Below are 12,973 nucleotides of genomic sequence, written 5' to 3' on the forward strand. Positions count from 1 at the left end.
AAACTGAGGCGCATGGAGGACGTCTTCGAGCGGGAGCGCGGGCGGATGTTCGGCATCGCCTACCGGATGCTGGGCACGGTGACCGACGCCGAGGAAGTGCTGCAGGACGCGTGGCTGCGCTGGCAGGGCGTCGACCACGCGACGGTCGCGAACCCCACCGGCTTCCTGGTGAAGACGGTCACGAACCTCTGCCTCAACCAGCTCACGTCGGCCCGCGCGAGGCGCGAGACCTACCTCGGCGAGTGGCTGCCCGAGCCCGTCCTGACCGGCCGTCCGGGTCCGCTGGACGTGGTCGCCGAGCGGGAAGAGGTCTCGTACGCGCTGCTCACCGTGCTCGAACGGCTCACCCCGCCCGAGCGTGCGGCGTACGTCCTGCGGGAAGCCTTCGGCTACTCCCATCGCGAGGTCGCCGAGCTGATCGGCACCACCGAGGTCAACGCCCGTCAGCTCCATGCCCGGGCCCGCAAGCACGTCGCCGCCGAGGACACCCGCAACCAGCCGGTCGACCGCAAGCACTGGCAGACCCTGGTCAACCGTTTCCTCGCCGCCGCCCACCAGGGCGATCTCGCAGGCCTGACCGAGCTCCTCGCCGCCGACGTGGTCTCCCGCTCCGACGGCGGCGGCAAGGTCAACGCCGCCCGCAACCCGATCACCGGCGCGGAGCGCGTCGCCCGCTACCTGCTCGGCGCGCTGACGAAGTTCGGCGCCGACGTCGAGTTGACCTTCGCCGAGGCCAACGGCGAACCGGTCCTGCTCGCCACCGACCCGACCGGCGTTCGCGCCGTCTGCTTCATCACCTTCACCGACGACCGGATCACCGCCCTCGACCTCGCGATGAACCCCGACAAGCTCCGGTCCGTCGAGGCGCACCTCGCCCACGACCCCACGCACCCGTGAACGGCTCGAGGCATCGGGCGACGATGACTTGACGACTGTGACAGTAGGACTGTCACAATAGGTCCATGGGTCCACTGCGCGGGGTCAAGGTCGTCGAGCTGGCGGGGATCGGGCCGGCGCCGTTCGGGTGCATGCTGCTGGCCGAGCTCGGCGCCGACGTGCTGCGGGTCGAGCGGCCGGGCGGTGGGCTGGCGATGGGCCCACCGGAGTACGAGCTGGTCAATCGCGGACGGCGGAGCGTTGCGCTGGACCTCAAGAAGCCCGAGGCAGTCGACGCCGTGCTGCAGCTGGTCGCTGGAGCGGACGTGCTCGTCGAGGGCTTCAGGCCTGGCGTGGCTGAGCGGCTGGGGCTGGGCCCGGAGGACTGCTGGGCGGTCAACCAGCAGCTTGTGTACGGGCGGATGACCGGCTGGGGACAGGACGGCCCGCTGGCGCAGTCGGCGGGGCACGACATCGACTACCTCGCGCTGTCAGGCGCGCTGCACGCGATCGGACGCGCGGGTGGGCCGCCGCAGGTGCCGGCCAATCTGCTCGGCGATTTCGCCGGCGGATCGCTCTACCTGGTGATCGGCGTACTGGCTGCGCTGACCGAAGCGAGGACCAGCGGCCAGGGGCAAGTGGTCGATGCGGCGATCGTGGACGGCTCGGCGCACCTGACCACGATGCTGCTCGGCGCGCTGGCGAGTGGCACCTGGAAGCAGGAGCGCGGCACCAACATCCTCGACACCGGCGCGCCGTTCTACGACGTGTACGAGACCTCCGACGGCAAGCACCTGGGTGTCGGTGCGATCGAGCCCAAGTTCTACGACGAGCTGATCAAGCTCGTCGGCATCACCCCGCCCGACCGGTACGACGTGACGACCTGGCCCGAGCTGCGCGAGCAGCTGGCCGTGGCGTTCGCGCGGAAGACGCAAGCCGAGTGGACCGAGATCTTCGACGGCACCGACGCGTGCGTCGCACCCGTCCTCGAACTCGCCGGCGAGCACCCCCATCTCGAAGCGCGCAAGGTCTTCGTCGACCACCACGGCGTACGCCAGGCCGCTCCGGCGCCGAGATTCTCCCGTACGCCGACCAGCCTCGGCGAGCCGCCGGCCAGGCCCGGCCAACACACCCGAGACGCCCTGACCGAGTGGGGTGTCACCGCCGTGGACGACCTGCTGCGCTCAGGCGCCGCCGTACAGAACTGACCCGAGGAGACCGCCCATGGACCGTCATCTGTTCGACGCCGACCACCACGCCTTCCGCGAGAGCGCGCGGGCCTTCTGCGACAAGGAGATCGTGCCGCACCACGACGCCTGGGAGGACGCCGGCATCGTCCCGCGCGAGCTGTGGACGGCGGCGGGCAGCGCGGGCCTGCTCGGGTTCATGATCCCCGAGCAGTACGGCGGGGGAGGCGTCCGCGACTTCCGCTTCAACGCGGTGCTGGTCGAGGAGCTGACCCGCGCCAAGGCCAGCGGCGTCGGGTTCAGCATCCACACCGACATCAACTCGGCGTACCTGCTGGACTACGCGACCGACGAGCAGAAGGCGCGCTGGCTGCCGAAGTTCTGCAGCGGCGAGACGATCACCGCGATCGCGATGACCGAGCCCGGCGCGGGCAGCGACCTGCAGGGCATCCGTACGACGGCCGTCCGCGACGGCGACGAGTACGTGATCAACGGGCAGAAGACCTTCATCTCCAACGGCATCCTGGCCGACCTGGTGATCGTCGTCGCCAAGACCGATCCGGACGCGGGCTACCAGGGCATCTCGCTGCTCGTGGTCGAGCGCGGGACGCCCGGCTTCGAGCGCGGCCGGAACCTGGACAAGATCGGCCTCAAGGCGCAGGACACCGCCGAGCTGTTCTTCGACGACGTCCGGGTCCCGGCGGCGAACCTGCTCGGCCAGGAGGGCCAGGGCTTCGTCCACCTGATGGAGAAGCTGCCGCAGGAACGCCTGACGATCGCCGTCGTCGCCGCGGCCGCCTGCGAGAACATCCTCGAGTCGACCCTGGAGTACGTGAAGGAGCGGACGGCGTTCGGCCGCCCGATCGGCTCGTTCCAGAACAGCCGCTTCGTGCTCGCCGAGCTGGCCACCGAGACCCAGATCGCCCGGGTCTTCGTCGACCGCTGCATCGAGGAGCTGAACGCGGGCACGCTGACCGTCAGCGAGGCCGCGATGGCGAAGTGGTGGACCACCGAGCTGCAGAAGAAGGTCGTCGACCGCTGCCTGCAGCTGTACGGCGGCTACGGCTTCATGACCGAGTACCCGATCGCGAAGGCCTACCTGGACACCCGGATCCAGACCATCTACGGCGGCACCACGGAGATCATGAAAGAGATCATCGGGAGAACGCTGGGAATCTGACCGCGTCGTGCCAGACTGCTGCCGAGAGGGTCTGGAGCGAGGGAGGTCGGCTGATGGGGATCGTGTCGCCGGGGTTCACCGGGCGGCGGCGGAGCGGGACGGAACTGCCTCCGGGCCAGTACCTGACGCGGGACTTCCCGGTGCTGTCGGCCGGGCCGACGCCGCACATCCAGCCCGAGCACTGGGAGTTCAGCATCGCCACCGAGTCCGGTGAGGTGCACAAGTGGGACTGGCCGGCGTTCCTGAAGCTGCCGGCCGAGGAGATCACGCGCGACATCCACTGCGTGACGCGCTGGTCGAAGCTGGAGTCGGAGTGGAAGGGCGTCTCGCTGGACACCCTGTTCGCCGACGTCGAGACCAGCGCGGACTTCGTGATGGCGCACAGCTACGGCGGCTACACCACGAACCTGCCGCTGGACGACCTGCTCGACGGGCAGGCCTGGATCGCGTACGAGTTCGAGGGTGATCCGCTCGGCGCCGAGCACGGGGGACCGGCCCGGTTGCTGGTGCCGCACCTGTACTTCTGGAAGAGCGCCAAGTGGGTCCGCGGCCTGGTGCTGTCCGACGCCGAGGACCTCGGGTTCTGGGAGACCGCGGGCTACCACGAGTACGGAGACCCATGGAAAGAACAGCGGTACGCCGGCGACTGACCTGGCAGGCCGGCACCGTCACGGAGATTCGCGAGGAGACCGCGACCGCCCGGACGATCGTGCTCGACCTGCCGGACTGGCCCGGGCACCTGGCCGGGCAGCACCTGGACGTCCGGCTCACCGCGCCGGACGGTTACCGCGCGTCGCGCTCGTACTCGATCGCCTCGGCGTGGACCGGTTCGACGATCGAGCTGACCGTCGAGCAGGTCCCCGACGGTGAGGTTTCGCCGTACCTGGTGGACGTTCTCAAGGTCGGCGACCCGCTGGAGGTGCGCGGGCCGGTCGGCGGCTGGTTCGTCTGGCGTCCGGACAGCGCCGGGCCGATCCAGCTGATCGGCGGTGGTTCCGGCGTCGTACCGCTGATGGCGATGCTGCGTGAGCACGCGCACGCGTCCAGTACGGCGCCCGCGCGCCTGCTCTACTCCGTACGGCGTCCGACGTCGGTGATCTACGCGGCGGACCTGAAGAAGCTGGCCATGTCCGACGACGTGGACCTGACCTTCGTCTACACCCGGGAGGCGCCGCCCGGCGAGCCCCGGGTCGGCCGCGTCGACGCCGAGCTGCTGGCGGCGAAGGCGTTCGCCCCGACCGACGACCTGACCACTTACGTCTGCGGCCCGACCCCGTTCGTGGAAGCGGTGGCCGACCTGCTGGTCGCCGCCGGCCACGACCCGGCCCGGGTCCGTACCGAACGTTTCGGACCGACTGGAGGACCGCGATGACCGCGGATGTCCCGACCTACCTGGACGGCAACGCGGCGGCGGGCGCGCTCAGCGAGGTGTTCGCCGTCGACCTCACCGCCGCGATCGGCCGGTGCGCCGGCTGCGGCCACACCGGCGTCTTCGCCGAGGTGCGCCTCTACACCGCAGCACCCGGCCTGGTCGCGCGCTGCCCGGGGTGCGACGACGTCCTGCTGCGCGTCGTCACGACCCCGAGCGAGACCTACCTGGATCTCCGCGGTCTCACGTACCTCCGGGTGAGCAACAGCTAGGGCCGGCGCCGGCGGCGTACGGTGTCGCGCTGGGTCTCGCCCACCGCGCGCTCGTACGCGAGCACCAGGCCCTGGATGGTGACGGGCTTGAACCGCTCGACCAGCTGCTGGATGTACTCCGGCGGGCCGCCGGAGTCGCGGTAGTGCGGCCAGACCTTGGTCCGGAACACCTCGGTCAGTTCCTCGGCGACCGCCCGGCCGTGGTCGGTGAAGATCCGCCCGGCCGCCAGCACCGCGTCCACCGGCAGGTCGAGGTCGAGCAGCTCGACGCCGAGGCTGAGGTGCGCGGTCGCGACCTGGAACACGTCCTCGTCGGGCGTCGGCTCGACCACGCCGAGCGCGATCAGCATCTCGATGTCGTCGTCGCTCAGCTCCCGGCCGGTACGCCGTACGAGCGCCGGCCGGTCGAGCGTCTCGGGCAGGTCGCGCATCCACGGTGTCAGCAGGGTCCGGTGCAGGGCGATGTCCTGCGGCGACGCGTTGTCCGGGATGCGCTCGAGGTAGCCCTCGATCGCGGACAGCGTGAAGCCGTGCGCCTGCAGTTCGCGGACCAGATCGAGGCGGGCGATGTGCTCGGGACCGTAGTACCCGACGCGGCCGCGGCGGACCGGCGGAGGGATCAGGCCGCGCCCGGCGTAGAACCGGAGCGTCCGCACCGTCATCCCGACCCGGGCCGACAGTTCGTCGACGGTCAGCGTCGCCTCGTCCGGGCCGGCCTCCGAGCTCGCTTCCGCCATGGCGCAGATCATAATCGCCCCGACTTGACGACTGTGACACCATCGCTGTCACAATCAGTGGGTCCACTTCAGACGACGGGATGCCCCATGACCGAAGCCTTCCTGTACGACGCGATCCGGACCCCGCGTGGCAAGGGCAAGCCGACCGGCGCCCTGCACGAGGTGAAGCCGGTCCAGCTGATCACCGGCCTGCTCACCGAGCTGCGGGCCCGGCACCCCGACCTGGACCCGGTGGCGATCGACGACGTCGTGCTCGGCGTCGTCACGCCGATCGGCGACCAGGGCATGGACATCGCCCGGACCGCCGTCCTGGCCGCGGGCTACCCGGAGACCACCGGCGGCGTGCAGCTCAACCGCTTCTGCGCCTCCGGGCTGGAGGCGGTCAACCAGGCCGCGCAGCGGGTCCGTTCCGGCTGGGAGGACTTCATCCTGGCCGGTGGCGTCGAGTCGATGTCCCGCGTCCCGATGGCGTCCGATGGCGGCGCCTGGGCGATGGACCCGGAGACCGCGCTGGAGACCAACTTCATCCCGCAGGGCATCAGTGCCGACCTGATCGCGACGATCGACGGCTTCTCCCGCGCGGACGTCGACACGTACGCCGCCGAGTCGCACGCCCGCGCCGCGAAGGCCTGGGCCAACGGCTACTTCACCCGCTCGGTCGTCCCGGTCGACGACCGCAACGGTCTGCGGATCCTCGACCACGACCAGCTCGTCCGGCCCGGTACGACGGTCGAGACGCTGGCCGGCCTGCCGCCGTCGTTCGCGGCGATCGGTGAGCACGGTGGCTTCGACGCGGTCGCGCTGGAGAAGTACGTCAGGGTCGAGCGGATCGAGCACGTGCACCACGCCGGGAACTCCTCCGGCATCGTCGACGGCGCCGCACTCGTGGCCATCGGCAACGAGAAGGCAGGCGAGGCGCTCGGCCGGGCGCCGCGCGGACGGGTGGTCGCGGCCGCGGTGAGCGGCGCCGATCCGACCATCATGCTGACCGGCCCGGCGCCGGCCGCCCGCAAGGCGCTGGCCAAGGCGGGACTCGAGGCGAGCGACATCGACCTGTTCGAGATGAACGAGGCCTTCGCCGCCGCAGTGCTGCACTTCATGGCCGACCTCGGCGTACCGCACGAGAAGGTGAACGTGAACGGCGGCGCGATCGCGCTCGGGCACCCGCTCGGCGCGACCGGCGCGATGCTGGTCGGAACCCTGCTGGACGAGCTGGAGCGGCGCGAGCTCCGCTACGGTCTGGCCACCCTGTGCGTCGGCGGCGGGATGGGCGTCGCGACCATCATCGAGAGGCTGGCGGCATGATCTCCTGGGCAGAGGACGACGGGATCGTCACGCTGACGATGGACGACCCGGACGCGTCGGCGAACACGATGAACGACGCGTACGTGAGCGCGATGGCCGCGACGGTCGAGCGGCTGCAGACCACTGACGGCCTCAAGGGTGTTGTGATCACCAGTGCGAAGAAGACCTTCTTCGCCGGCGGCAACCTGCAGGTGCTGTCGCAGATCCAGCCGGAGAACGCGGCCGAGGTGTTCGGCACGATCGAGGAGGTCAAGCGCCAGCTCCGGGTCCTGGAGACGCTCGGCGTCCCGGTCGTTGCCGCGATCAACGGATCGGCGCTCGGCGGCGGGCTGGAGATCGCGCTCGCCTGCCACCACCGGATCGTTGCCGACGACAACCGCATCGAGCTCGGCGTACCGGAGGTGACGCTCGGGCTGCTGCCCGGCGGTGGCGGCGTGACCCGCACGGTCCGGATGCTGGGTCTGCAGGACGCGCTGATGAAGGTCCTGCTGCAGGGCCAGCGGATGAAGCCCGCGCACGCGCAGTCGGTCGGCATCGTCGACGAGGTCGTCCCCGCTGATGAGCTGCTCGCCCGCGCCCGTCAGTGGATCGAGAGCTACGACGGTGACGCCAAGCAGCCGTGGGACCGCGACGGCTACAAGCTCCCGGGCGGTACGCCGTCCTCGCCGAAGCTCGCCGCGTTCCTGCCGGCCTTCCCGGCGAACCTGCGCAAGCAGCTCAAGGGCGCGCCGTACCCGGCGCCGCGGGCGATCATGAGCGCGGCCGTCGAGGGCGCCCAGGTCGACTTCGCCACCGCATCCCGGATCGAGTCGCGCTACTTCGTCTCGCTGGCGACCGGGCAGATCGCGAAGAACATGATCAACGCGTTCTTCTTCGAGCTGCAGGCGATCAACGCGGGCGCGTCGCGGCCGGACGGCGTACCGGCGTACCGGGCCCGGAAGGTCGGCGTGCTCGGCGCCGGGATGATGGGCGCCGGGATCGCCTGCTCGTGCGCGAAGGTCGGCATCGAGGTCGTGCTCAAGGACGTCTCGCTCGAGGCGGCCGAGAAGGGCAAGCAGTACTCCGAGAAGCTGCTCGCCAAGCAGTTGAAGAAGGGCCGGACGACCGCCGAGAAGGCGGAGGCGTTCCTCAGCCTGATCACGCCGACCGCGGACCCGAACGACCTGGCCGGGTGCGACCTGGTGATCGAGGCGGTGTTCGAGAGCGAGGAGCTGAAGCAGAAGGTCTTCGCCGAGATCGCCGGCGTGGTCGAGCCGGACGCGCTGCTGTGCTCGAACACGTCAACCCTGCCGATCACCTCGCTCGCCGACGGGATCGACCGCCCGGACGACTTCATCGGGATGCACTTCTTCTCGCCGGTCGACCGGATGCCGCTGGTCGAGCTGATCGTGGGGGAGAAGACCTCCGACCGCGCCCTGGCCCAGGCGTACGACGTGGTCCGGCAGCTCAGGAAGACGCCGATCGTGGTCAACGACAGCCGCGGCTTCTTCACCTCGCGGGTCTTCGGCACGCTGGTGATGGAAGGCGCCACGATGGTTGCCGAGGGCGTCGACCCGGTGACGGTCGAGCGGGCCGCGACCCAGATGGGCTTCCCGGCACCGCCGCTGGCGATGCTGGACGAGGTCACGCTGACCCTGCCGCAGAAGATCCGTGACGCGGCGCGTGCGGCCGGCGACAGCGCGGGTGCGTTCGACGAGCACCCGGGCATGGCGGTGGCGGATCGGCTCGTGACCGAGTTCGACCGCAAGGGCAAGGCGGCCGGGGCCGGCTTCTACGAGTACCCGGCGGACGGGCCGAAGCGCCTGTGGCCCGGGCTGTGGGAGCACTTCGGGGGCGGCAGCGCCGACGTACCGCTGATCGATCTGCAGGAGCGGCTGGCGTTCGCGATGTCGCTGGAGACCGTCAAGTGCCTGGACGAGGGCGTGCTGCGCTCGGTGGCCGACGCGAACATCGGTTCGATCTTCGGCATCGGCTTCCCACCCCTGTACGGCGGCGCGCTGCAGTACATCAACCAGTACGCCGGCGGCCTGCCCGGCTTCGTTGCCCGCGCGCGGGAGTTGGCGACGGCGTACGGACCGCGTTTCGAGCCGTCGTCGCTCCTGGTAGACCTGGCCACGAAGGGTGAACGGTTCGTCTGAGAGCCTCTCCGGTCTTGCGCCGGAGAGCGTTTTCGGCCATTGTCGGAACACTTCTCCAACGATTCACCTGGTGCTGTGGTCGTTGGGTTCCGGACTCTGCTCTCGGAGGTGGAGACGATGGCCGTTGGTCGTCCGAACGCTGGTTTGTCCCGACGTGACCTGCTCAAGCGGACCGGCGGCCTGGCCGCCCTCGCCGCGTTCACAGCCGCCTGTGGTGGAAACACCGGGCGGCCGGCGGACAGCGGGGGAGGTGGCAAGACGGCACTCGCGCAGTGGTACCACCAGTACGGCGAGACCGGGGCGCGCGAGGCGGCGCTCAAGTACGCCAAGGCCTACGGCGACGCCGCGGTCACCGTCCAGTGGACCCCCGGTGACTACGGCGCGAAGCTGTCGTCGGGTCTGCTGTCCAGCAAGGGCCCGGACGTCTTCGAGGGTCAACTGAACCTCGCGATGGTGAAGAGCAACCAGATCGTCGCGCTGGACGACCTGCTGGAAGGCGTCAAGGACGACTTCAGCGCCGAGGACCTGGCCACCAACACCGTGGACGGCAAGACCTACGGGATCCGGATGATCGTCGATCCGCAGGTGATCTACTACCGCAAGTCGCTGCTCGAGAAGGCCGGGATCCAGCCGCCGACGACCATCGACGACCTGATCTCGGCGTCCAAGGAGCTGACCACCAACAAGGTCAAGGGCATCTTCGTCGGCAACGACGGCGGCGTCGCCCTCGGCGGCCCGGCGCTGTGGTCGTCGGGCGGGGCCTACCTGACCAAGGACAACAAACCGGGCTTCACCGACGGGCGCGCGGCGCAGGCGTTCGGCAAACTGCACGAGCTGTACGCGAGCAAGTCGACGTTGCTCGGCGCACCGACCGACTGGACCGACCCGAGCGCGATCATCCAGGGCCTGGTCGCCATGCAGTGGATCGGCATGTGGGCGTTGCCGGCCATGCAGAAGGCGTTCGGTGACGACCTCGGCGTGTTCGCCTTCCCGGCGCTCGACGCGCAGGGAACACCGGCGGTCTACTCCGGCGGCTGGACCCAGTTCGTGTCGGCCAAGAGCGCGAACGTGGACGCGGCGAAGAAGTTCGTCAAGTGGCTGTGGATCGACCAGGCGGAGTACCAGGAGGACTGGTGCCTGAACTACGGCTTCCACATCCCGCCCCGCAAGAGCCTGGCCGCGAAGGCCGCCAAGCTGCAGGACGGCGCCGCCGCGGAGACGGTCAAGCTCAACGAGCAGTACGGCAAGACCGACAACCCGGCCTGGACCCCGAAGATGGCCACCGCGTTCGGTGACATGCTGACCAACGTCATCCGCAAGGGCGCCGATCCGGCGGCCGAGATCGGTAAGGCGGAGAAGACCGTCGGGACGGAACTGTCCCGGCTGTTCGGATGAGTCCCCGCACCACCACGAAGGGGATCCGCGGCAACACCCTGTGGTTCTGGGTGTTCGTGGGCCCCTTCGTGATCGGCCTGCTGGTCTTCAGCTACCTGCCGATCGTGTGGAGCCTGGTGCTCAGCTTCTTCGAGGCGCGCAACACGGTCACGCCGACCGAGTTCGTCGGCCTGCGCAACTACGTGGACATGCTCACCGACCGCAACTTCCTGTCCAGCCTGGGCACGTTCTCGGTCTTCGCGCTGTTCATCGTGCCGCTCACGTTCGTGCTGTCGCTCGCGCTGGCGCTGCTGGTGAACCAGGTCAAGATCGCCCGTGCCTTCTTCCGCTCGGTGTTCTTCCTGCCCACGGCCTGCTCGTACGTCGTCGCGTCGTTGATCTGGAAGCTGTCGATCTTCAACGGCGTCCGCTTCGGCCTGGCCAACACCGTGCTCGACTGGTTCGGCATCGACCAGATCGCGTGGCTGTCGACCGTCGATCCACCATGGTTCTGGATCCCGATCATCACCGTGCGGCTGTGGTTGCAGCTCGGGTTCTACATGATCCTGTTCATCGCCGGCCTGCAGCGGATCTCGCCCGCGCTGTACGAGGCGGCGTACGTCGACGGCGCTCGCCCCGGCTGGCAGGTGTTCCGCTTCATCACGCTGCCGCAGTTGCGGGCGACGGCGGTCGCCGTCCTGATCCTGAACCTGATCGCGGCGTACCAGGCCTTCGACGAGTTCTACAACCTGCTCGGCAACGTGAACTTCGCCCGGCCACCGCTGGTCTACCTGTACGGGATCTCGCTCGGCACCATCCAGGACCTCGGCCACGGCAGCGCCGGCGCGCTGATCCTGGCGGCGATCATCATGATCGTCACGCTGCTGCAGAACAAGATCCTCGGCTTCGGCAAGGCGAACGACTGATGGCCGCCGCGGAGCGGACCGCCGGTACGCCGCAGCCGATCGGCTACTCGCGCAGCGGGATCGGCCGGATCACGCTGGTCCTGCGCTGGATCGCGCTGGCGATCGCGGTGATCCTGTTCCTGCTGCCGTTCTACCTCGTCCTGCGCAACGCGCTGGCGACCGAGGCCGACATCACCGCGCCCGAGTGGACGCTGTTCCCCAAGGACCTGCAGTGGGGCAACATCAGCGAGCTGTTCAACGACGAGAGCGTGCCGATCGCGCGTGCCCTGTGGAACTCGGCGGTCGTCGGCGTCCTCGGGACGGCCGGGCAGTTGCTGCTGGCATCGATGGCGGGCTACGGCCTGGCCAGGATCCCGTACAAGCACGCCGACAAGGTCTTCTACGCCGTGGTGGCGACGCTGATGATCCCCGGCGCGGTGACCTTCATCCCGAGCTTCATCGTCGTCTCGTCACTGGGCTGGGTCAGCTCACTGCGCGGGCTGATCATCCCGACCCTGTTCAGTGGGTTCGCGGCGTTCCTGTTCCGGCAGTACTTCCTGAGCTTCCCGCGCGAGCTGGAGGAGGCCGCCCGCGTGGACGGCGCCGGGCACTTCGGGACGTTCTGGCGGATCGTCGTACCGAACTCGCTGCCGTTCTTCGCCGCTCTCGCCGCGATCACGTTCATCGGCAACTGGAACTCGTTCCTGTGGCCGCTGGTGATCGGCCAGGACTCGTCGTCGTGGACGATCCAGGTGGCGCTGTCGACGTACGTCACCGCCCAGACGATCAACATCCACCAGCTCTTCATGGCGGTCGCGGTGTCGATCCTGCCGCTGGTGCTGATCTTCGCGTTCCTGCAGCGCTACTTGATTCAGGGCGTCACGCAGTCGGGGATCAAGGACTGACCCCCGGCGGCCAAGCTGATGCGTCCGAAGAAGCGCGTTGCGTCCGAAGGAACCGAGGCTATAGCGCTCGGTCCTTCGGACGCAGGACGGTTCTTCGGACGCTCTACTCCGGGGCTGGTTACTCGGGGGCGGCGTAGACCGGAGTGGCGATCGCGCGGGCCAGGGTGTGGAAGGCGAGGTTGAAGCTGACCACCGCGGCGCTCGCCTCGTCGTCGACGTCCAGCTTGTCCACGTCGAGCGCGTGCACGACGAAGTAGTAGCGGTGCGCCGGGTCGCCGGCCGGCGGCGCCGCGCCGCCGAAGCTCTTCGTGCTGTAGTCGTTGCGGACGTGGAACGCGCCGTTGTCCAGCCGCGGCGTCGTCCCGGCGCCGGCCGGCAGCTCGGTCACGTCGGCGGGCAGGTTGACCAGAATCCAGTGCCAGAACCCCGACGGCGTCGGCGCGTCCGGGTCGTAGCACGTCACCACGAAGCCCTTGGTCTCCGCCGGGAACCCGCTCCAGCTGAGCTGCGGCGACGTGTTGCCACCGGCAAAGACCTGCGCGTCGTCGAGCGTCTCACCGGCGGCGAAGTCGGTGCTGGTGAGGGTGAACGAGCCCACCGTGGGCAGCTTCTCGTACGGGTCCTGCGCGACCGGCCGTTCGAGCGACATCTGATGATCCTCCCGGGATCTCGCGTGTGGTGATTCCGACAGTACTGGCCCCGTCCCGCGGACTCCCGCCGGGGCG

13 protein-coding genes are annotated in these 12,973 nt (G+C 69.3%); 11 read left to right on the top strand and 2 right to left on the bottom strand.

Annotated features, from left to right (window positions below; translation table 11 throughout):
• The first annotated feature begins 12 nt into the window (after positions 1-12).
• From HDA39_RS07580 to HDA39_RS07605, 6 genes are all read left to right on the top strand, one after another.
• Positions 13-897, top strand: coding sequence for an RNA polymerase sigma-70 factor (locus tag HDA39_RS07580; protein WP_184794518.1), 885 nt, complete (start codon positions 13-15; stop codon positions 895-897).
• Positions 898-962: 65 nt separating this feature from the next.
• Complete coding sequence (locus HDA39_RS07585) at positions 963-2,084, top strand: CaiB/BaiF CoA transferase family protein (RefSeq protein WP_184794519.1); 1,122 nt, start codon at positions 963-965, stop codon at positions 2,082-2,084.
• Between the two features lie 16 nt (positions 2,085-2,100).
• Positions 2,101-3,243, top strand: coding sequence for an acyl-CoA dehydrogenase family protein (locus tag HDA39_RS07590; RefSeq protein ID WP_184794520.1), 1,143 nt, complete (start codon positions 2,101-2,103; stop codon positions 3,241-3,243).
• A 53-nt stretch (positions 3,244-3,296) separates the two neighbouring features.
• Positions 3,297-3,893, top strand: a complete 597-nt coding sequence (locus HDA39_RS07595) for a sulfite oxidase-like oxidoreductase (RefSeq protein ID WP_184794521.1) — start codon at positions 3,297-3,299, stop codon at positions 3,891-3,893.
• Entirely contained in the window at positions 3,863-4,615 is a 753-nt protein-coding gene (locus HDA39_RS07600; RefSeq protein ID WP_184794522.1) for a ferredoxin reductase, read from the top strand. Before HDA39_RS07595 ends, HDA39_RS07600 begins: the two co-directional genes overlap by 31 nt.
• Positions 4,612-4,884: a DUF6510 family protein gene (locus HDA39_RS07605; protein WP_184794523.1), complete on the top strand. Its 273-nt coding sequence runs from the start codon at positions 4,612-4,614 to the stop codon at positions 4,882-4,884. Before HDA39_RS07600 ends, HDA39_RS07605 begins: the two co-directional genes overlap by 4 nt.
• Here the strand turns inward: HDA39_RS07605 and HDA39_RS07610 are convergent.
• Complete coding sequence (locus HDA39_RS07610; RefSeq protein WP_238356001.1) at positions 4,881-5,621, bottom strand: MerR family transcriptional regulator; 741 nt, start codon at positions 5,619-5,621, stop codon at positions 4,881-4,883. The two genes, HDA39_RS07605 and HDA39_RS07610, sit on opposite strands and share 4 nt — an antisense overlap.
• A gap of 87 nt (positions 5,622-5,708) precedes the next feature.
• On the opposite strand from HDA39_RS07610, the gene HDA39_RS07615 reads away from it, so the two are divergent.
• The 5 genes from HDA39_RS07615 to HDA39_RS07635 all read left to right on the top strand — a co-directional run bounded on the left by HDA39_RS07615 (position 5,709) and on the right by HDA39_RS07635 (position 12,248).
• Complete coding sequence (locus HDA39_RS07615; RefSeq protein WP_184794525.1) at positions 5,709-6,926, top strand: acetyl-CoA C-acetyltransferase; 1,218 nt, start codon at positions 5,709-5,711, stop codon at positions 6,924-6,926.
• Entirely contained in the window at positions 6,923-9,064 is a 2,142-nt protein-coding gene (locus HDA39_RS07620) for a 3-hydroxyacyl-CoA dehydrogenase NAD-binding domain-containing protein (RefSeq protein ID WP_184794526.1), read from the top strand. Before HDA39_RS07615 ends, HDA39_RS07620 begins: the two co-directional genes overlap by 4 nt.
• A 117-nt stretch (positions 9,065-9,181) precedes the next feature.
• Positions 9,182-10,459 carry an ABC transporter substrate-binding protein gene (locus tag HDA39_RS07625; RefSeq protein ID WP_184794527.1) on the top strand — a complete coding sequence of 426 codons (1,278 nt, stop codon included), beginning with the start codon at positions 9,182-9,184 and terminating at the stop codon, positions 10,457-10,459.
• Positions 10,456-11,364: a carbohydrate ABC transporter permease gene (locus HDA39_RS07630; RefSeq protein WP_184794528.1), complete on the top strand. Its 909-nt coding sequence runs from the start codon at positions 10,456-10,458 to the stop codon at positions 11,362-11,364. Before HDA39_RS07625 ends, HDA39_RS07630 begins: the two co-directional genes overlap by 4 nt.
• Positions 11,364-12,248 (top strand): carbohydrate ABC transporter permease, encoded by an 885-nt coding sequence (locus HDA39_RS07635; RefSeq protein WP_184794529.1) that lies wholly within the window; start codon positions 11,364-11,366, stop codon positions 12,246-12,248. The genes HDA39_RS07630 and HDA39_RS07635 overlap by 1 nt, the downstream gene beginning before the upstream one ends.
• A gap of 118 nt (positions 12,249-12,366) precedes the next feature.
• On the opposite strand, the gene HDA39_RS07640 is transcribed toward HDA39_RS07635, so the two are convergent.
• A complete protein-coding gene (locus HDA39_RS07640; RefSeq protein WP_184794530.1) occupies positions 12,367-12,897 on the bottom strand; it encodes a YbhB/YbcL family Raf kinase inhibitor-like protein in 531 nt (176 codons plus the stop codon).
• Positions 12,898-12,973: the final 76 nt, after the last annotated feature.

It is taken from the genome of Kribbella italica, from assembly GCF_014205135.1.
Lineage (GTDB): Bacteria > Actinomycetota > Actinomycetes > Propionibacteriales > Kribbellaceae > Kribbella > Kribbella italica.